Source organism: Mycobacterium sp. 48b, assembly GCF_048282725.1.
Taxonomy (GTDB): Bacteria; Actinomycetota; Actinomycetes; order Mycobacteriales; family Mycobacteriaceae; genus Mycobacterium.
Genome location: NZ_JBLVUL010000001.1, coordinates 2249004 through 2268133 on the forward strand (window position 1 = coordinate 2249004; position 19130 = coordinate 2268133).

A 19130-nucleotide genomic window follows, 5' to 3' on the forward strand; every position below is an offset into this window, starting at 1 on the left:
CCAGGGACTGATGGGCGGCCCGCGGCCGACTCCGATTGGCGGCCCGCCGCCGACTCCGATTGGCGGCCCGCCGCCGGGCATGATGTGTGGATGCCCCGGCATCGTGATCGCGTCGAGTCGGACCGCGCGGCCGGCCAACAGCGGCAGCGGGTCCTCGACCTGCTGCGCGCAGCGGACAACCCGCTCGACGCCCGGCAGATCGCCGAGACGCTGCAGATCCACGTCACCACCGCGCGGTTTCATCTGAGCACGCTGGAAGGTCAGGGGGCCGTCCGCCGTGGCAGCGGGACGTCCGGTGCCGGGCGCGTCGGGCGGCCGCGGCTGACCTACGAGATCGCCCCGCGGCTCGATTACGCCGACATCGTCGCGCTGTTCGCCGCCCATCTGGGCGGTACTCCGGAAGAGCGGGAAGCCCGTGCGCTGCTGATCGGTGCCGACCTGGCGCACCGGGTGCGGGTGGCGCGTCGGCGCGGTGAGACGACAATCGCCGATCTGGTGGTCGCCACGCTCGGTGAGCTGGGGTTTCAGATCCGCTCCGTCTTGAATTCGTTCGGCGAGATATCCGTTGAGATCTGCACGTGTCCGCTGGCCGAGGTCGCCGTCGGCTCTCCTGAAGTGGTGCGGGGTATCCAGCAGGGCATGATCCAAGAAGTGGTCGACCTGAATGCCGAGGTCGTCGGGGGTCGCTACGCGGTGACGGTTCAGCCCGACGCCCGCCACGGTTCGTGCGAGGTGAGTCTCGTACTGCAGCCGGTCGCCGACTAGTTGCTGGGCGCAGCGAACTACGGATTTGGCACGGCTCAATTTTCACACCGGTAACACGAATCGGCCGTCTCCGCCAGTCAGCGCGTGTTGACGCCTGAGAAAGTTTGCTGGCGTGTCGCGGTGTGATCTACCGCTCACTTTTGCCGGGGAAGGTAAGAATTGGTACTGACGGCGTCGCTGCTCGGGAAATGCGCCATGTCCAGCCGACGCTGGGAAGTCCCTGGTAACAGGCATTTAATCAAATGCGACCAAAAGGTAACGAGTCGATAACGAAGATTTTCCTAAGCGCATTCTGAGAGAGGATTGTTAAGTGTCACGCATTCGCTGTGAACTCGTTCTGGACCTGTCGGTTTCGTCGCTAGACTCAATGCAACCGCGCCACTCCCGGCGCAGATAGACCTGGAATCTAGAGCCGGTTACATCCTTGCCGGCGGAGGTGCCGATAACGATGGCAAACAACTTCCTGCGTGCGCTGGTCGAAGCGCTGCGCACTGGCCGCGATGACCGCGCCATCGACGACATGTCTGCCCGCGGCGTCGCCTTCGACGGTGCCCTGGACGACATCGACGTGGCTGGTCTGGCCGGGGTCGGACGCGGGCCGATCGGTGACATCGCCGTCGATCCCGACCGCGAGACCGTCGTGGTGACCAACACCGCAGCGCAGAGCCTGACCGTGATCAACCCCCACACCATGGGTGTGGTGGGTTCGGTCCGCCTCGCCGGAGACCCGTTCGCCGTCGTGGTCGCCGACGACCGCGCGTACGTCAGCGTCGCCACCGCCGGACATGACTCGATCGTCACCGTCGACACCATCACCGGCGCTGTGCTCGCCGAATACCCGCTGGCCTTCAGCGTCACCGCGCTGGCCATCAGCCCGGACGGCAAGCGCGTCTTCGCCGGCCGCACCGGCCACGAGCGCATCGACATCGCCGTCATCGACACGACCGCCGAGCGTGTGGGCACCATCGACATCGCCACCGGCCCCGGCATCAACCTCGATGCCCTGCAGATCGACTCGACCGGCAAGCGCCTCTATGTCGCGACCTCCGATTCGCGTGGCAGCCGCCTGGTCATCGTGAACACCGAAACCACCCAGGCGCAGGCCACCGTGTGGGTCGGTGCCCCGATCCGCGACATCGCGATCGGCGATGGTGTGGCGTACGTACTGACCTCCGACCTTGAGCATCGCGGTGTGGTCCATACCGTCGACCTGTCCGCCGGTGCTGTGGTGGACGCCGTCGAGGTCGGCGGAGCGCCGACCCAGCTGGTGCTGAGCCCCGACGCCACTCGCGCCTACCTGGTCGATTACGACCGGGTCATCGTGTGGTGCGCACTGACCAGCGAGATCCAGGGCAGCGTGGACGTGCACGCACAGCCCTCCGCAATCGCCTTGCGCGACAGCGGCACCCGGCTGTATGTGGCCGACTACGCCGGTCAGGTCAACGTCTTCGAGGTCGCCGAGTCGCTGTATTCGCAGCTGGCTTCGACGGACGCGGTCGAGATGCACGCGCTGCCTGCTCTCCAGGCCGCCGGCGCCTGATTCAGCGCCAGCGGTAGCGGGTACGCGGCCGCCCGGCCTTTCCGTACTCCGTGTGCCGGGTGACGGTGCCGTCGTCGGCAAGACGCTCGAGATAGCGCCACGCCGTCACCCGTGACACGCCGACCCGTTTGGCCGCCTCGTCGGCGGTCAAGCCGTCCGGCTGGTCGCGCACCGCGGCGGCGATCTCCTCCGTGGTCTGCGGCGCCGCGCCCTTGGGCGCGGTGGATTTCTCTGTGGCGACGCGTAACTCGGCCAAAGCCCGGTCGACCTCGGCCTGGCTGGCGGCATCGGTTCCCGACGGTAGCGCCGAACGATAGCGGCGGTAGCGTTCCAGCCGGTCGCGGAAAGCTGCGAACGCGAAGGGCTTGAGCAGATAGGCCAGGGCGCCGTGGGCCACTGCGGCGCGAACCATCTCCAGGTCGCGTTCGGATGTGATGGCGATGATGTCAGGCGCGGGACGGAGCCCGGAAAGTCCGGACGCCAACGAGATTCCGCTGGCATCGGGCAATCCGATGTCCAGCAGCACGAGATCCACCGGATGCTCGGACGCGGCTGCGGCCGCCGCCGCCCGCATCGCGTCGCGCGCCGTGTGCGCCACCGCCGCCACCGAAAATCCTTCCAGTCGGCCGAGATAGGCCTGGTGGGCTTCGGCGATCAGCGGATCGTCCTCGACGATGAGGACGCTGATCACGGGCGCGGCACCGTTGCGGTCACCACTGAACCGTAAGTGACGTCGGCGCGCAGCGTCCCGCCGTGCTTGCGGATCACCTGGGCAACCAGGGCCAGTCCCAGCCCGTGGCCGGCCGTGTCGGCGGATTTCGTGGAATAGCCACGCTGCATGGCCTTTTCGAAGGTGTCCGGGACCATGCCGGGGCCACTGTCGGCAACCCGGATCAACAACTCATCGTCATCCTGGGTCACCGTGACCTCGATCCACGGATCCTCACGGTCACAGGCATCCATCGCATTGTCGATCAGGTTACCCAGCACCGTCACCATCTCCTGCCCGGAGAGCACGGCGTCGGTGGACAACTGGGTGTCCTCGGTGACCGTCAGGGCGATCCCGCGTTCGTCGGCCTGAGCCGTCTTGCCGAGCAGCAGTGCGACCAGGGCGGGTTCGCCCACGGCCTGCGACAACCGGTCGACCAGGCGCTGGGACAACTCCAGTTCACTGGTGGCGAACCGGACCGCGTCCTCGGGCCTGCCCATCTCCACCATGGTGACCACCGTGTGCAACTTGTTGGCCGACTCGTGCGCCTGCGCCCGCAACGAATCGGCCAGGACCTGCAGCGAGCTGAGTTCGCCCAGGGCGCCTTGCAGTTCGGTGCGATCGCGGATCGTGACGACCTCCGATCCGGAGTCGGCGACGCGGGCGCGGTTGACCACCAGCACGCGGTCGCCGGTGACGTGGAGCTCGTCGCGTGCTCCGGGATCGGCGCTGCGCAGAAACTGCGGAAGGTCCTGCGTGCGCACCGGCCCGGACTCCAGCCCCAACAGTCGGCGTGCTTCGTCGTTGACCAACGCCACGCGATCGCCGTCGAGGACGATCAGCCCCTCGGATACCGAATGTAGGATCGCGTCGTGGTGGTCGTACATGACCCGTAGCTCGTCGGGCCGCAGACCCCGGGTCTGACGCAACAACCTGCGCCGGATCGCCCATACCCCGATCAGTGAAACCGCCAGTGCGGCAGCGGTTACCGCCGCGATCACCGGGATCTGTGCGCGCCAGCGCTGCGCCAGTGTCTGCTGGGTGATCCCCGCAGACACCAGGCCCACGATGCGCCCGTCGGCGCTACGCACGGGCGCGATCGCGCGTACCGACGGACCCAGCGTCCCCGTGTAGACCTCGCTGAACGTCTCGCCGCGCAACGCTGGTTCGACGGTGCCCAGGTAGTGCCCGCCGATCTGGGTGGGATCGGTGTGGGTGAACCGGACTCCGTCGGGCGCCATGATCGTGATGAACGCGATGTCGGTGCTGGTGCGCACCGCCTCGGTCACCGGCTGCAAAACCTTTGTCGCGGTGCCTGATTCGATCGCGGCCGCGGTGGAGGGCGAATCGGCGAGTGCGGTGGCGATGCCGATCACCTGCTCGCGGGCCGCAGCCTCGCCGTCGCGGCGGGCATCGAGCAGGGCCAGCGCGGTGCCCGCCAGTACCACCACCGCGACCACCAGGACCTGCAGCGCGATGGCCTGCCCGGCCAGCGACCGCGGCCAGGCCCGTCCCGAATACTGCCGCCACCAGCGCGCCACGACACCTCCGATTGTGAAGGCAATGATCTTTCAACCTAGTGGCCCGGATATCCGCTGGTAGCGGGTTCGCGCCGACAACATTCACGACCTTCGCGCCCGTCAATTCGGGGCTGCTGTTCGCGGGCCCGGAGTCGTAGAATCTGACCATAAGCAGGGTCGAGGGTAGATCCAAGGGAGACCTGCGATGAGCTGCACCATTCATCGCTTGACAACCATCATCATGGCTGCGGTTGCGTCACTGGCGGTGGTGACGGCGATTTCCCCGGCGGTCGGTCACGCCACCGAGTGCGGAATGGGCACCGTGTTCGATCCACCGTCGAACACCTGCGTCGCGGCCCAGGTGCCTCCGCCCCCACCGCCGCCTCCGCCGCCGGCGTGGAACGGCGACATCACGCCCTATTTCTCGGTCGGCATCTGCGCGCCGATCCCGTTCGTCTCGGTCTGCGCAGGCATCTGAGCGATCGATCGCTGATCCGGTCCCGAAGCCGCTCGCACCGGGGCCGGATCGCCGCGTGAACGTAATGAACTAAAACGTGACCTGGCTCACCCTATGGTCGAAGGTGCTTGTAGCGCATTCACGTCGAACCTGACCGAACTGGAGGTGGACCGATGACCGTGTCCATAGACCCGCAATCTGAGCCGGCGCCCCGGCAGCGTCGCGACCGCACGCACTGGCTCTACATTGCGGTCATCGCGGCCGTCGTCGTCGGCGTGGTGGTGGGGCTTGTGGCGCCCGAGGTGGGCAAGAGCGTCGGCGTGCTCGGCACCATGTTCGTCAACCTGATCAAGATGATGATCGGCCCCATCATCTTCTGCACGATCGTGTTGGGGATCGGCTCGGTACGCAAGGCCGCCACCGTCGGAAAGGTCGGTGGCCTGGCCTTCGGCTACTTCCTGGCGATGTCCACGATCGCGTTGACCATCGGTCTGGTGGTCGGCAACCTGATCCACCCGGGCAGCGGCATGCACCTGACGGAGAGCTCGGCAGGCAAGGGCGCCGAACTCGCGGAGAAGGCACACGAGTCCGGCGGACTCATGGACTTCGTCCAGGGCATCATCCCGGAGACGCTGTTCTCCTCGCTGACCGCGGGCAGCGTGCTTCAGGCCTTGTTCGTGGCGCTGCTGGTCGGGTTCGCGCTGCAGGGCATGGGCAGCGCGGGTGAACCGATCCTGCGCGGCATCGAGCACCTGCAGAAGCTCGTGTTCAAGGTGCTGATCATGATCCTGTGGCTGGCGCCGATCGGTGCTTTCGGTGCGATCGCCAACGTCGTCGGGCAGACCGGCTGGACCGCCGTCACCCAGCTACTGACCTTGATGCTGGGCTTCTATGTGACCTGCGTGCTGTTCGTGTTCGGCGTGCTGGGTGTACTGCTGCGTGCGGTGTCGGGGGTGTCCATCTTCAAGTTGGTGCGGTACCTGGCCCGCGAGTACCTGCTGATCTTCTCGACGTCCTCGTCGGAGTCGGCGCTGCCGCGGCTGATCGCCAAGATGGAGCACCTCGGCGTCGAGCGCAGCACCGTCGGTGTCGTTGTGCCGACCGGGTATTCGTTCAACCTCGACGGCACCGCGATCTACCTGACCATGGCGGCGCTGTTCATCGCCGACGCGCTGAGTGCCCCGATGTCCGTCGGGCAGCAGGTCGGCCTGCTGGTGTTCATGATCGTCGCGTCGAAGGGAGCGGCCGGCGTGACCGGCGCCGGACTGGCGACGCTGGCCGGCGGCCTGCAGGCCCATCGCCCCGATCTGCTCGACGGGGTCGGACTGATCGTCGGGATCGACCGGTTCATGTCAGAAGCGCGCGCGGTGACCAATTTCTCCGGCAATGCCGTGGCCACCCTGCTCGTCGGCTCGTGGACACACACCGTGGACAAGGCCAAGGTCGATGCGGTGCTCCGCGGCGACGATCCGTTCGACGAACTCACCATGGTCGACGACCACGCCGACCGGACGCCCGAACCCGCGCACGCATAGCAAGCGGCCAGAAGACCCGGCCGGTAGGACCGGCCGGGCCTTCTGCGTTGAACTGCCAACCGTTCTCGTCCGTAACAAGGGAGAGGACATCACCGAAAGAGTGAATGCGAGCAAGTTAGAAAGAAGACACGGTCATGCGAGCTGCAATCGTCATGCTGGCCGCGTCGGGGGCGGCGTTGGGAACCATTTTGGCGCCCGCCGGATCGGCAGCCGCCGACTCGGCGATCGAGACCATCGGACTGCTGGAAGCCGAGGGCTTCTACGTCAACATCGATCGGGTGGGCAGTGCCCCGCTCGACCAGTGCACGGTGATCAGCGTCCGTAACCCACAGACCCAGACCAAGCTGATCCGGGTCGAGCGGTTCGGCAAGAACGGCACGAAGGATTTCGATCTCGTACCCGTGGTGGTGCGGCGAACCATCACGGTGTCGCTGGACTGCTCGAAGTGAGCGTCAGCGCTGGCAGTTGAGTGACACCGACACGGTCTGGCTGGTGACCGACGGGACCAGGATCCGGTCGCCGCCGAGGCCGGGCCCGACATAGGGCACCAACTGGGAGACCCGCTGGGGATTGCGGACGCTGGTAACCGTGCACTGGTCCAGCGGCGCAGTACCGATCTTGTCGATGGTGACGGTGTATCCCTCGGACTGCAAACGGTTGATCGTCTCCTGCGCGGTTTCCTCCGCCGAGGCGATCGCCGTCGACCCGCCCATCACGCCCAACACAGCCACGCCCACTGCTGCCAGCGGCCACTTCGCGCGCATCGGACACGTCCTTCCGTCGTTACCGGTCCATCTTTCCCTACATACATCGTTCGGGGAATTCGAATCGTTCCCGCCGGTGCCGACCGGTGAGCGCATACCATCGCGCCCGTGAAGAGCACGATGCAGAACTGGCCGTTGACGATCACCGCGATCCTGCGACATGCCTGCGGAGTCAACGGGGACCGGACCGTGACCACCGCATGCGGCGAGGGCCGCTACCGCACGATCAGCTATCAGGAGCTGGGCGGGCAGGCGGCCCAACTGGCCCATGCCCTGCGCGGGCTCGGGATCGATGGTGACCAGCGCGTCGGCACCTTCATGTGGAACAACACCGAACACCTCGCCGCCTACCTCGCCGTGCCCGCGATGGGCGCGGTGCTGCACACCCTGAACATCCGGCTGTCTCCCGAGCAGATCGCCTACATCGCCAACGAAGCGGCCGACAGCGTGGTGATCGCCGACGGGTCCCTGGTGCCGCTGCTGGCCCCCGTGCTGCCGCTGCTGGAGACGGTGCACACCGTGATCGTGGTGGGCGACGGCGACACCAGCGCCCTGACCGGAAAGACGGTGCTGCGCTGGGACGAGCTGCTGGCCCCGCAACCCACCGAGTTCGACTGGCCTGAGATCGACGAAAACTCCGCGGCGGCAATGTGTTACACGAGCGGAACCACTGGAAACCCGAAAGGTGTGGTGTACAGCCACCGGTCGAGCTACCTACACGCGCTGAGCACCTGCACGGCCAACGCGCTCGACGTCAGCTGCGGTGACTCGGTGCTGCCGATCGTGCCGATGTTCCACGCCAACGCGTGGGGACTGCCGTATGCGGCGCTGATGGCCGGCGCCAACCTGGTGATGCCCGACCGGTTCATGGACGGTGCCTCGTTGATCGACCTGATCGAATCGCAGCGCCCCACGCTCGCCGGCGCCGTACCGACCATCTGGAACGACGTCATGCATCGCCTGGAAAAGAACCCGGGACACGATGTCACGTCGCTGCGACTGGTGGCCTGCGGTGGTTCAGCCGTGCCGATGTCGCTGATGCAGACCTTCCAGGAGCGGTACGGCGTCTACATCCAGCAGGCCTGGGGGATGACCGAGACCTCGCCCTTGGCCACGGTGGCCAAGCCGCTGCCCGGGGTCACCGAGGAACGCCAGTGGCAGATGCGGGTCAGCCAGGGCAGGCCGATGTGCGGTGTGGAAGTACGTGTCGTCGACGACGAGGGCGCCCCGCTGCCCAACGACGACACCGCCGTCGGCGAACTGGAAGTGCGCGGGCCCTGGATCACCGGCGCCTACTACCTGGACCGCGACGCCGAGAAGTTCGACAGCGGCTGGCTGCGCACCGGCGACGTCGGCTCGATCGACCCGCAGGGCTACGTGACGTTGACCGACCGGGCCAAGGACGTCATCAAATCCGGCGGGGAGTGGATCTCCTCGGTGGAGTTGGAGAACCACCTGATCGCGCATCCGGCGGTGCTGGAGGCCGCCGTGGTCGGGGTGCCCGACGAGCGCTGGCAGGAACGCCCGCTGGCAGTCATCGTGCTGGAAGAAGGCGCCTCAGCCGAGCCGGCCGAGCTGCGGGAGTTCTTGGCGGACAAGGTGGTTCGATGGTGGCTGCCCGAACGGTGGGCGTTCATCGAACAGGTGCCGCGCACCAGCGTGGGCAAGTACGACAAGAAGACCATCCGGGCCCGGCACGCCGACGGTGTCTACGAGGTGATCGAGATCTAGCGTCTCGCTGTGCCTTGCGGGTGTTCGGTCTTGCGGGTGTTCGGTCTCGCCCCGTCTTTGTCACGCTGGAGTGGCTCTCGGGCCCGAACGTCTCGCTGACGTGACGAAGCGTGCGTGACCGACTCTGCTCTGTCACGCGAGAGCAGCTGTCGACCTCGAGAGCCACTCCAGCGTGACAATGCAGTTGCGCAATGGCCAGAGCGGAGGGGGTTACCGCTAGGCGCGCACGGCGATCGTCGACAGCAGATCGGCCAGCCGGTCCGGCCGGTCGACCATCGAGAACGTCCGGGCTCCCTCGATCACTTCCAGGCGGGCTTGCGGAATGATTCTGGCGAGGCGTTCACCGTCGCCGAGTTCGAAGAACACGTCGTCGGCCGACCACGCGATGAGCGTCGGCTTGTCGAACTCGGGTAACCGCGCGGCCACCCCGGTGGTGACCTCGGTCCGCAACGAGAGGGTCAACTGCCGGAGATCCTCGGCGATCGCCGGGTTCGACCGGGCGGTGCGCACCCATTCCCGGGTGAGTGCGTCGATGTTGGAATGGGCCAGGCCGGCGTAGGCGCGCTTGCGCACGGCCGGGATCCGGACCAACTGGGCAGCAGACCGGAACACGGCCTTGGTCCGGGCGGCCGCGATCAGCGGCTTCAGGATCGGCGGCGGAAAGTGTTCGAACGCATCACAACTCGTCAGCACCAGGGCGCCGATCCGGTCGGGATGGTGCACCGCGACCAGTTGCGTGACGACGCCGCCGGTGTCGTTGCCGACCAGGACGACATCCTGCAGGTCGAGCGCATCCAGCGTGTCGGCGACGATGTTCGCCACACCGCGGATGCTCCGGTCGGCTCCGGGCCGCAGCGGCTCGGGATGCGCGCCCAGCGGCCAGGTCGGGACGATGCACCGTAGGCCCCGCGAGGCCAGGCGAGCGCTCACCTGCCGCCATAGCTGGCCGCCCATCATGTAGCCGTGCACGAAGACGACCGGCCTGCCGTCGGATGGTCCGAATTCCTCGTAATGGATGGTTCCGGCGTTAATCTCAATGATCGACATGGATGACTCCCGGCTCGATACGCATTTACGAACAGTCTGCCGGTAACTTACCAACAGGGTGTATGGAAAACAAGAGACGTACTCAGGAAGAGCGTTCCGCGGCGACCCGCGAGGCGTTGATCTCGGCTGCCCGGCGGCTGTGGGGTGAACGTGGCTACGCCGAAGTGGGCACCCCCGAGATCGCGACCGCCGCCGGGGTGACTCGCGGCGCGATGTATCACCAATTCGCCGACAAGGCAGCGCTTTTCCTGGCCGTGGTGGAGGTCGTGGAGCAGGACGTGATGGCCCGGTTGGCGACCGAGGTGGCGGCCTCGGGTGCGACCAACCCGGCCGACGCGATCCGGGCCGCGGTCGACGCCTGGCTGGAGGTGTCCGGTGACCCTGAGGTGCGGCAGTTGGTCCTGCTCGATGCCCCGAGCGTGCTCGGTTGGGCAGGGTTCCGCGATGTCGCCCAGCGCTACAGCCTCGGCATGACCGAGCAGCTCTTGAGTGAGGCGATCAAAGCGGGCCAGCTCGCCAAGCAGCCGGTGCGGGCGCTGGCGCATGTGCTGATCGGCGCGCTCGACGAGGCGGCCATGGCCATCGCCACCGCCGAGGACCCGAAGAAGGCCCGCCGTGAGATCAGGCAGGTGCTGCGTCGGCTGATCGACGCGATGTTGTCGGGCTAGTTACTCCCGCCAATGAAATGTCACGCCAGAGTGGCCGTCGAAAATGACGGTCACTCTGGCGTGACAAAGGGCAGGCGGCCGCCCGGAGTCTGGGCGGGAAAGCGCTACCGCTCGGCGCGCTGGTAGGCCGTCACGACAGCTGCGCCGCCGAGGCCGATGTTGTGTTGCAGGGCCGCGGTGACGCCGTCGACCTGGCGCTTGTCGGCGGTGCCGCGCAACTGCCAGGTGAGCTCGGAGCACTGGGCCAGGCCCGTCGCGCCCAGTGGGTGGCCCTTGGAGATCAGGCCGCCGGACGGGTTGACCACCCAGCGACCGCCGTAGGTGGTGTCGTTGTTGTCGAGCAGCCGCGGTGCCTCGCCCTCGGCGCACAGTCCCAGGGCTTCGTACAGCAGCAGCTCGTTGGCCGAGAAGCAGTCGTGCAACTCGATGACCTGGAAGTCCTCGGGCCCGAGACCCGACTGCGCGTAAACCTGCTGTGCCGCCTGGACATTCATGTCGTAGCCGATGATGTTGGCGGCGCTGCCGTCGAAGGTCGAGGCGAAGTCGGTGGTCATCGCCTGCCCGACGATCTCCACGGCCTGGGAGGCCAGTCCGTGCTTGTCGACGAACGCCTCGCTGGCCACGATCGCCGCGCCCGACCCGTCGGAGGTGGGGGAGCACTGCAGCTTGGTCAGCGGATCGGAGATCATCTTGGCGGCCAGGATGTCGTCGAGGGTGTACTCGTCCTGGAACTGCGCATACGGGTTGTTCACCGAATGCTTGTGGTTCTTGTAGCCGATCTTCGCGAAGTGCTCGGCGGTGGTGCCGTACTTCTTCATGTGCTCGCGGCCGGCGGCGCCGAACATCCACGGCGCGACGGGGAAGGCGAACTCGTCGATCTCGGCCAGCGCCTTGACGTGTTTGCCGAGCGGGGACTCGCGGTCCTGCGCGCCGCCGCCCAGCGAGCCGGGCTGCATCTTCTCGAAGCCCAGCGCGATCGTGCAATCGGCCAGGCCGCCGCGAATCGCCTGTGCGGCAAGGTAAAGCGCGGTCGAGCCGGTGGAACAGTTGTTGTTGACGTTGACGATCGGGATGCCGGTCATGCCCAGCTCGTAGAGCGCGCGCTGCCCTGAGGTGGAATCGCCGGAGCAGTACCCGACGTATCCCTGCTGCACCTGGTCGTAGGAGATGCCCGCATCCTCGAGCGCCTTGGTGCCCGACTCGCGTGCCATGTCCGGATAGTCCCAACCCTCGCGACGTCCCGGTTTCTCGAACTTCGTCATCCCCACACCGACGACGAACACTTTGTTAGCCATGCAACGGAACATACTTCATGGCGAAACGCGGTCAACCGTCTTCAACTGGAGTTGACGCAGCCGCACCACCAGCGCGGCCCCGGCCAGCAGCGAGAACAGCCCGAGCTGCCACCAGTTCTCCGGATTGCCCCCGTCGCGGTCGAAGAAGTGATTGACCGCGTGCAAGGTGTTGGCCACCAGGAAACCCGTCAACACCACGGCGATCACGTCGCGCCACCAGAGTGCGAACAGCATCGTCACGGCGATCCCGATCTGGAACACCCCCGCGTCGTGCAGGAAGTGGACGTGGTTGGGCCAATTGGCCCACTGCGCGAACGACGCCGGGTCGATCCGCATCCACACCCCGGTCACCAGCATGCTCAGCGCCGCCACCACGACGGTGATCTGAATGAATTTCATCTGCATGTTCCTCAGACGGGGTAGGCGCCGCGGATGTGACAGTCACATTCGGCCGGGCTGCCTCGTCGAAGGGCCATGACCTACCTCGCCGACCATTCCCTGTTGCTGACCGTGCCCGCATTTCTGCCCGCCGTCCTGGTGGTGCTCGTGATCTCGTACGCGGCGCGGCGCGAACGCACTTCCGCTGACGACGACGGTGGTGTAGACCTGAAGTAGAACGTGTTCTAGTTCTGCCGAGGAGGGTCTGTGGCGTTACGCGTCGTGCAGTGGGCAACCGGTGGGGTCGGCGTAGCCGCGATCAAAGGCGTCCTCGAACATCCCGACCTGCAGCTGGTCGGCTGCTGGGTGCACTCCGACGCCAAGAACGGCAAAGATGTCGGCGAGATCATCGGCACCGAGCCGCTCGGTGTCATCGCTACCAGCAGCGCCGAGGAAATCCTGGCGCTCGACGCCGACGCGGTGATCTACTCGCCGCTCATCCCCAACCCCGACGAGGTCGCGGCGTTGCTGCGCTCGGGCAAGAACGTCATCACCCCCGTCGGCTGGTTGTACCCGAGCGAGAAGCAGGCCGCGCCGATGCGGGCCGCCGCGCTGGAGGGCAACGCGACGCTGCACGGTACCGGCATCGCGCCCGGCGGGATCAGCGAGAAGTTCCCGCTGGTGTTCTCCGCGATGGCCACCGGGGTGAACTTCGTTCGTGCCGAGGAGTTTTCCGATCTGCGCACCTATGACGCGCCGGATGTGGTGCGCCACGTCATGGGATTCGGCGGCACCCCCGACACGGCGTTGAGCGGGCCGATGCAGAAGATGCTCGACGGCGGATTCATCCAGGCCGTCAAGATGGTCGTCGATCAGATCGGGTTCAAGATCGATCCGCGGATCCGGGCCACGCAGGAGATCGCCGTGGCCACCGCACCCATCGACTCGCCGATCGGCGTGATCGAACCCGGCCAGGTTGCCGGCCGCAAGTTCCACTGGGAGGCGCTCGTCGACGGCGAACCCGTCGTGCGGGTCACCGTGAACTGGTTGATGGGCGAGGAGAACCTGGATCCCGCATGGACTTTCGGCCCCGCCGGACAGCGGTACGAGATGGAGGTCCGCGGCAACCCGGACTTCACCGTCATCATCAAGGGGTTCCAGTCCGAGGCCGGTGAGGACGGCCCGGAGTCCGGCGTCGTCGCGACTGCCGCACACTGCGTCAATTCGGTGCCAGCGGTATGTGCCGCTGCTGCCGGCGTGGTGACCTACCCCGACCTGCCACTGATCAGCGGGAAGGCCGCGCCCAAGATCGCCGGCGCATAAGGCTCAGGGCCGCACCAGGATTCGGATCGGATTGCCCTCCTGGCGCTCCAGCTTGTCGATACCCAGCGCGATGTCCTCCAGGGACACGATCTCACTGATCGAGCGGGACAGGTCCAGCCTGCCCAGGGAGACCAGCGTCGCCAAGGTGGAGATGTCGACGTTCTGGTAACCCAAATGACCCAGCACCTGCTTCTGGGTCAGGCCGAACATCGACGTCGGGCCGATCGTCGGTTCCTGGGCGCTCATCCCGACCGCGACCAGTCGGCCCCCGACCGTCAACTGCCCCAGGGCCTGCTCGAACGTCGACTTGAGCCCCACCGCGTCGAACGCCACATCGAGTCCGCGGCCGCCGGTGACCTCGGCGATCTTCTCACCCAGTCGCTCGTCGTCGGCATCGAACGCATAGTCGGCGCCGAGTTCCAGGGCCCGCTCCAGCACCTCGGGCTTGATGTCGACGGCAACCACCGGCACCGCGCCCACCAGTCGGGCCAGTTGCGCGATGTGGGTGCCGACACCGCCCAGGCCCCACACCCCGACCGACTCGCCGATACCGACCTTGCCCGTGCGCACCACCGCGCCGTACGGCGTCGACACCGCATCGGCGAGGATCGCCGCCTGCTCCAACGGCACGTTGTCCGGCACGAGCGTGAGCCCGACCGCCTGAGCCAGCGTGTATTCGGCCCACGCCCCGTCATAGGCGAAGGCCATCAACCGGATCCGCATACAGTTGGCGATGTCGCCGCGCCCGCAGTTGGGGCATTCCATACAGGGCCGGCCGGCAGCGACGATCACGCGGTCGCCCTCGGCCCAACCGGTGACACCCGGCCCGAGCTTGGCGATGGTGCCGGATGCCTCGTGGCCCTGCGTGACCACCGGCGCCTGCGCGGGGAAGGTCCCGTTGATCAGGCTCAGGTCGGAGTGGCAGATCCCGCAGAACGCGACCTTGACCAGCACCTCGCCCGGACCGGGCTCGGGAATCGGAACATCTTCCACCACAACCTGTTTGGTGTCGGCGTAGAAGCGCTCTGCCCGCATGGTCGGCCCGAGGTCGGATGTCATGGCGTCTCCTTCTCTCCCGCGGCTACTATCGGAAATCATGGCACTTCATCGGGTGGGCTGAGGGCATGTGCCGATTGTTCGGTCTGCACGCCGGCCGCCGACTGGTACCGGCGACCTTCTGGTTGCTGGACGCTCCCGACAATCTTGCCGCGCAGAGCAGGCGCAACCCGGACGGCACCGGCCTCGGGGTGTTCGGTGCCGACGGCGTCGCAGTACTGCACAAGGAACCCGTCGCGGCGTGGCAGGACTCCGAATTCGCCACCGAGGCACACGATGTCACCGCGACGACGTTCATCGCGCACGTCCGGTACGCCTCGACCGGGGCGCTCGACGTGGCGAACACCCATCCCTTTCTCCAGGATGACCGGATCTTCGCGCACAACGGTGTCGTCGAAGGTCTCGATGCGCTCGACGACCAGATCCGCGAGCTCGGCGTGGCGGACCTCGTCGGCGGCCAGACCGACTCCGAACGCGTCTTCGCGCTCATCACCGCGGCCGTCCGGGCTCATGACGGTGACGTAGGCGCGGGCATCGTCGACGCCATCGGCCGGCTGGCCGACAACGTGCCGATCTACGCGGTCAATCTCCTGCTCAGCACCGCCACCGACATGTGGGCGCTGCGCTACCCCGACACCCACGAGCTGTATGTGCTCGACCGCCGGCATCCTGACCAGCGCCGCCTGCGCCTGCGCAGCGCCCGGATCCGCGCCGAATCCGAGCACCTGACGTCGCAGCCGTCGGTGCTGTTCGCCAGCGAGCCGATGGACGGCGAGGACTGGCGGCTGATCGCCCCCGGCGAACTGGTGCACGTCGACGCGGATCTGCGGATCAGCACTCGGGTTGCGTTCCCGGATCCACCGCGCCACCTGCTGCACCGCGACGACCTGTCCGCGCAGGCCGCGGCATCCCAGCACGCCTAGCCGCCATTTTCGGGGCCCTGGCACACTCGACCTTCGTGACTTCCAAACGTGCACTGGTGCTGGCCGGTGGCGGTATCGCAGGGATCGCCTGGGAGACCGGCATCCTGCAGGGCATCGCCGACGAATCACCCGAAACCGCCGACGCACTGCTCGCCTCCGACGTGCTGGTGGGCACCTCGGCGGGTTCGACGGTATCCGCCCAGCTCGGCAGCGGCCTGCCCCTGGAAGAGCTGTTCGAGCGCCAGGTCGGTGCCGATTCAGCCGAGCTCGACCCCGGGATCAGCATCGACAGCGTCACCGACCTCTTCGTCAAAGCCGTGCTGACGCCCAACACCACCAAGGCGCAGAAGCTGCAACAGATCGGCGCCGTGGCACTCGGCACCGTCACCATCGACCCGGCCGTACGGCGCAAGGTGATCGAAGCGCGCCTGCCGTCGCATGACTGGCCTGACCGGATCCTGCGGATCTCGGCTGTCGACATCGACACCGGCGAGCTGGTGACGCTGGACCGGGACTCCGGGGTGTCGCTGGTCGACGCCGTCACCGCCAGTTGTGCGGTGCCCGCGGTGTGGCCCGTCGTGACGATCGGTGGCCGCCGGTTCATGGACGGCGGCATCGGCAGCGCGGTCAACATGGCGCTGGCCGGCGACTGCGACACCGTGGTGGCCCTGGTGCCGCAGGGCCGCTCCACGCCGTCACCGTTCGGCAGCGGCGCCGCGCAGGAGGTCGACGGCTTCGACGGACGGTCGCTGGGGATCTTCGCCGACGACGAGGCCCTGGCGGCCTTCGGTGAGAACCCGCTCGACCCGGACTGCCGGGTGCCGTCGGCGTTGGCGGGACGGGCTCAGGGACGCCGTGTGGCGGCTGAGGTCGCCGAGTTCCTGAAGGGCTGAGTCAGCCGTCGAGCGCGCGGGCGGCCAGCTGCCGGCCGATGTCGATGACCTCGGCGGCGCGGTGGAAGTCAAGGCTGCGACAGACCGTGCGCGGCACCTCGATCAGCAGATCGGGCGGATAGGCGGCGAGCGTGTGGCGGGCCAGCGCGGCCTGCGCGATGTCGATGGTGCGGTTCATCACCTCGAAGCTGCCCAGCCGGGGAACCTCGGGCACGTCGGGTTCCTCGGGCTCGTCCGGCTCGGCACCGGCTTCCGCCTCTGCCCCTTCCGGTTCAGCCGATGCGCTGGAGCGACTCGGCACCACGGTGTCCATCAATGCCGATGTGCTTCGCAGCATCCTGTTGAGCCATTCGGTGGTGGACCGGGGCTTGGAACCGGAATCCGGCTCAGGTTCGGGCTCCGCGCCCGCGGACTCGCTGCCGGCGAGGCTGACCGCGATGGTGAGATCGGCGTTGACAGCGGCGATCGGTGCCATCGGCAGCGGGTCGAGGATGCCGCCGTCGCCGAGCAGGCGACCGTCCAGAACGTGCGGGGCGATCACCCCCGGGATGGCGATCGATGCCCGGATCGCCTCGTCGACCGGGCCTCTTTGCAGCCAAACCGATTTGCCGGCGATCAGATCGGTCGCAACCGATGTATACGGGATCGGTAGGTCCTCGATGGTCACCTCGCCGAGGATGTCGCGCACGGCGTCGAGGATCTTTCCGGCGCGCAGGATGCCGGCCGCGGTGATCGACGGATCCAGCAGCCGCAATACCGCCCGCTGAGTCAAAGTCCGTGCCCAGTCGGCGAACTCGTCGAGCTTGCCCGCCGCGTGCAGGCCGCCGACCAGCGCACCCATCGATGACCCGGACACCCCGACGACCTCGTAACCGCGATCCTGCAGTTCGTTGATCACCCCGATGTGCGCGTAGCCGCGAGCCCCACCACTGCCGAGGGCCAGTGCAATACGCATACCTCCATTGTGAAGCACTTGGGGGAGAAGGTCGCCTTGCGCCCTCTACCTGGGCCGACGTCGCGCGACTGCTTTCGGTGATCGCCGGAAAGTCTTAGAACATGGTTTGAGACCCGTTCTGTGTCCACCGCGCGTCGGCGATGCCAATTAGTGTCAGTACAAGGATATTTCGGCCCGGCCTGCCGGCCGTTCGGCGCTGCTGGGCCAGACCACGAGCGCCTACCCTTCTGGCGCCAAGCGCCAAGCCAACCGACAACAGGAGAAGGCGTGACCACGATCGAACACACCGCGGCCGATCGCGCCCACCCGTTCGACGACGCACGTGCCCAACTCCGCGATGCCGTCACGATCTTGGGCTACGACGACGGCATGTACGAGTTGCTGGCCAATCCCCGCCGTGAGCTCACCGTGGCCGTGCCGCTCCGTAGAGATTCCGGTGAGATGGAACTGTTCATCGGACATCGGGTGCAGCACAACGTTTCTCGTGGTCCGGCGAAGGGTGGACTGCGTTATTCACTCGATGTGACACTCGACGAAGTTCGTGCCCTGGCGATGTGGATGACGTGGAAGTGTGCACTGCTCGATGTGCCCTACGGCGGCGCGAAAGGCGGAATCCGCATCGATCCGCATCAATACAGCCGCTCTGAACTGGAGCGGGTCACCCGCCGCTACACCAGCGAGATCAGTCCGCTGATCGGGCCGGACCATGACATCCCGGCACCCGACGTCGGGACCGACGAGCAGACCATGGCCTGGATGATGGACACCTATTCCGCTCAACAGGGGCACACCGTTCTCGGTGTCACCACCGGAAAGCCGGTGAGTCTCGGCGGTTCTCTCGGCCGCGCCACGTCGACATCGCGCGGGGTGGTCCACGTGGCGCTGGCTGCCCTGAGGTCTCGTGGCATCAAACCCGAGGGCGCCACCGCCGCGGTGCAGGGTTTCGGCAAGGTCGGTCGGCACGCGGCGCGCTTTCTCGACGAAGCCGGCGTCCGCGTCGTCGCGATATGCGACCAGTACGGCGCCGTCGCGGCAGACTCTGGCCTCGACATCGCGGCCCTGGCGCGTCATGCTGACGCCACCGGTTCGGTGGTCGGCTTCGGGGAAGCCGACGCGATCAGCAACGAAGACCTGCTCGCCGCCGACGTCGATCTCCTGGTTCCCGCGGCCGTCGAAGGGGTGATCCACGGAGGTAATGCAGGGCAGATCAATGCCACCGTCGTGGTCGAGGGCGCCAACGGGCCGACCACCCCGGAGGCGGACCGGCTGCTCAATGACGCTGGAACACTGGTGGTTCCCGATATCCTGGCCAACGCCGGCGGCGTCATCGTCTCGTACTTCGAATGGGTGCAGGCGAATCAGGCCTACTGGTGGGGAGTCGACGAAGTCGAGGCGCGGCTCGCCGACCGCATGCTGACCGCCTGGAAGCAAGTCAGCGACCACGCCGAGAAACTGCGGCGACCACTTCGCGCCGCCGCCACCTGCCTGGCCGTCGAACGCGTCGCCCACGCCGGGCGGCTACGCGGGCTCTATCCGTAGCGCCTGGTTCAGCACGCGCACAACCGAAGTCT

20 protein-coding genes are annotated in these 19130 nt (G+C 67.0%); 12 read left to right on the plus strand and 8 right to left on the minus strand.

Going from position 1 to position 19130, the window contains the following annotated elements:
• Positions 1-90 precede the first annotated feature (90 nt).
• Entirely contained in the window at positions 91-765 is a 675-nt protein-coding gene (locus tag ACNQR1_RS10975) for a helix-turn-helix domain-containing protein (RefSeq protein WP_418046003.1), read from the plus strand.
• 448 nt (positions 766-1213) lie between these two features.
• The gene (locus ACNQR1_RS10980; protein ID WP_418046005.1) at positions 1214-2305 is read left to right on the plus strand and encodes an MmpL3/TtfA transport complex stabilizer; all 1092 of its coding nucleotides are present in this window, start codon (positions 1214-1216) and stop codon (positions 2303-2305) included.
• Between the two features lies 1 nt (position 2306).
• Here the strand turns inward: ACNQR1_RS10980 and ACNQR1_RS10985 are convergent, their stop codons facing one another.
• Together ACNQR1_RS10985 and ACNQR1_RS10990 are read right to left on the minus strand one after the other, a co-directional pair.
• Positions 2307-2996, minus strand: coding sequence for a response regulator (locus ACNQR1_RS10985; RefSeq protein WP_418046007.1), 690 nt, complete (start codon positions 2994-2996; stop codon positions 2307-2309).
• Positions 2993-4555 (minus strand): ATP-binding protein, encoded by a 1563-nt coding sequence (locus ACNQR1_RS10990; RefSeq protein ID WP_418046009.1) that lies wholly within the window; start codon positions 4553-4555, stop codon positions 2993-2995. Before ACNQR1_RS10990 ends, ACNQR1_RS10985 begins: the two co-directional genes overlap by 4 nt.
• A 205-nt stretch (positions 4556-4760) precedes the next feature.
• Between ACNQR1_RS10990 and ACNQR1_RS10995 the strand changes: the two genes are divergently transcribed.
• The 3 genes from ACNQR1_RS10995 (at position 4761) to ACNQR1_RS11005 (ending at position 6975) form a co-directional block, all read left to right on the plus strand.
• Positions 4761-5012, plus strand: a complete 252-nt coding sequence (locus ACNQR1_RS10995) for a hypothetical protein (RefSeq protein ID WP_418046010.1) — start codon at positions 4761-4763, stop codon at positions 5010-5012.
• Between the two features lie 152 nt (positions 5013-5164).
• Positions 5165-6526 carry a cation:dicarboxylate symporter family transporter gene (locus ACNQR1_RS11000; protein ID WP_418046012.1) on the plus strand — a complete coding sequence of 454 codons (1362 nt, stop codon included), beginning with the start codon at positions 5165-5167 and terminating at the stop codon, positions 6524-6526.
• 134 nt (positions 6527-6660) lie between these two features.
• A complete protein-coding gene (locus ACNQR1_RS11005; RefSeq protein WP_418046014.1) occupies positions 6661-6975 on the plus strand; it encodes a hypothetical protein in 315 nt (104 codons plus the stop codon).
• A gap of 3 nt (positions 6976-6978) precedes the next feature.
• Here ACNQR1_RS11005 and ACNQR1_RS11010 read toward each other — a convergent pair whose 3' ends face one another.
• Positions 6979-7290, minus strand: a complete 312-nt coding sequence (locus tag ACNQR1_RS11010) for a hypothetical protein (protein ID WP_418046016.1) — start codon at positions 7288-7290, stop codon at positions 6979-6981.
• 108 nt (positions 7291-7398) lie between these two features.
• Between ACNQR1_RS11010 and ACNQR1_RS11015 the strand changes: the two genes are divergently transcribed.
• Positions 7399-9021, plus strand: coding sequence for a fatty acid--CoA ligase (locus ACNQR1_RS11015; RefSeq protein WP_418046017.1), 1623 nt, complete (start codon positions 7399-7401; stop codon positions 9019-9021).
• Between the two features lie 216 nt (positions 9022-9237).
• Here the strand turns inward: ACNQR1_RS11015 and ACNQR1_RS11020 are convergent, their stop codons facing one another.
• On the minus strand, positions 9238-10068 hold the full coding sequence (locus ACNQR1_RS11020; RefSeq protein WP_418046019.1) for an alpha/beta fold hydrolase: 831 nt from the start codon (positions 10066-10068) through the stop codon (positions 9238-9240).
• Between the two features lie 62 nt (positions 10069-10130).
• Here ACNQR1_RS11020 and ACNQR1_RS11025 point away from each other — a divergent pair, with 62 nt between their 5' ends.
• The gene (locus tag ACNQR1_RS11025) at positions 10131-10736 is read left to right on the plus strand and encodes a TetR/AcrR family transcriptional regulator (RefSeq protein WP_418046021.1); all 606 of its coding nucleotides are present in this window, start codon (positions 10131-10133) and stop codon (positions 10734-10736) included.
• Positions 10737-10840: 104 nt separating this feature from the next.
• Here the strand turns inward: ACNQR1_RS11025 and ACNQR1_RS11030 are convergent, their stop codons facing one another.
• Positions 10841-12031 (minus strand): lipid-transfer protein, encoded by a 1191-nt coding sequence (locus ACNQR1_RS11030; protein WP_418046023.1) that lies wholly within the window; start codon positions 12029-12031, stop codon positions 10841-10843.
• 15 nt (positions 12032-12046) lie between these two features.
• Positions 12047-12430 (minus strand): hypothetical protein, encoded by a 384-nt coding sequence (locus ACNQR1_RS11035; RefSeq protein WP_418046025.1) that lies wholly within the window; start codon positions 12428-12430, stop codon positions 12047-12049.
• Positions 12431-12505: 75 nt separating this feature from the next.
• Between ACNQR1_RS11035 and ACNQR1_RS11040 the strand changes: the two genes are divergently transcribed.
• Both ACNQR1_RS11040 and ACNQR1_RS11045 read left to right on the plus strand, forming a co-directional pair.
• Positions 12506-12646 (plus strand): hypothetical protein, encoded by a 141-nt coding sequence (locus tag ACNQR1_RS11040; RefSeq protein WP_418046027.1) that lies wholly within the window; start codon positions 12506-12508, stop codon positions 12644-12646.
• 30 nt (positions 12647-12676) lie between these two features.
• Entirely contained in the window at positions 12677-13732 is a 1056-nt protein-coding gene (locus ACNQR1_RS11045) for a dihydrodipicolinate reductase (protein ID WP_418046029.1), read from the plus strand.
• A 3-nt stretch (positions 13733-13735) separates the two neighbouring features.
• Here the strand turns inward: ACNQR1_RS11045 and ACNQR1_RS11050 are convergent, their stop codons facing one another.
• Positions 13736-14791 (minus strand): zinc-binding dehydrogenase, encoded by a 1056-nt coding sequence (locus tag ACNQR1_RS11050; RefSeq protein WP_418046031.1) that lies wholly within the window; start codon positions 14789-14791, stop codon positions 13736-13738.
• A gap of 65 nt (positions 14792-14856) precedes the next feature.
• Between ACNQR1_RS11050 and ACNQR1_RS11055 the strand changes: the two genes are divergently transcribed.
• The gene (locus ACNQR1_RS11055) at positions 14857-15711 is read left to right on the plus strand and encodes a class II glutamine amidotransferase (protein ID WP_418046033.1); all 855 of its coding nucleotides are present in this window, start codon (positions 14857-14859) and stop codon (positions 15709-15711) included.
• A gap of 35 nt (positions 15712-15746) precedes the next feature.
• Positions 15747-16604, plus strand: a complete 858-nt coding sequence (locus tag ACNQR1_RS11060; RefSeq protein ID WP_418046035.1) for a patatin-like phospholipase family protein — start codon at positions 15747-15749, stop codon at positions 16602-16604.
• A 1-nt stretch (position 16605) separates the two neighbouring features.
• Here ACNQR1_RS11060 and ACNQR1_RS11065 read toward each other — a convergent pair whose 3' ends face one another.
• Positions 16606-17559 carry a patatin-like phospholipase family protein gene (locus ACNQR1_RS11065; RefSeq protein WP_418046037.1) on the minus strand — a complete coding sequence of 318 codons (954 nt, stop codon included), beginning with the start codon at positions 17557-17559 and terminating at the stop codon, positions 16606-16608.
• Positions 17560-17826: 267 nt separating this feature from the next.
• Between ACNQR1_RS11065 and ACNQR1_RS11070 the strand changes: the two genes are divergently transcribed.
• On the plus strand, positions 17827-19098 hold the full coding sequence (locus ACNQR1_RS11070; protein WP_418046039.1) for a Glu/Leu/Phe/Val family dehydrogenase: 1272 nt from the start codon (positions 17827-17829) through the stop codon (positions 19096-19098).
• Positions 19099-19130: the final 32 nt, after the last annotated feature.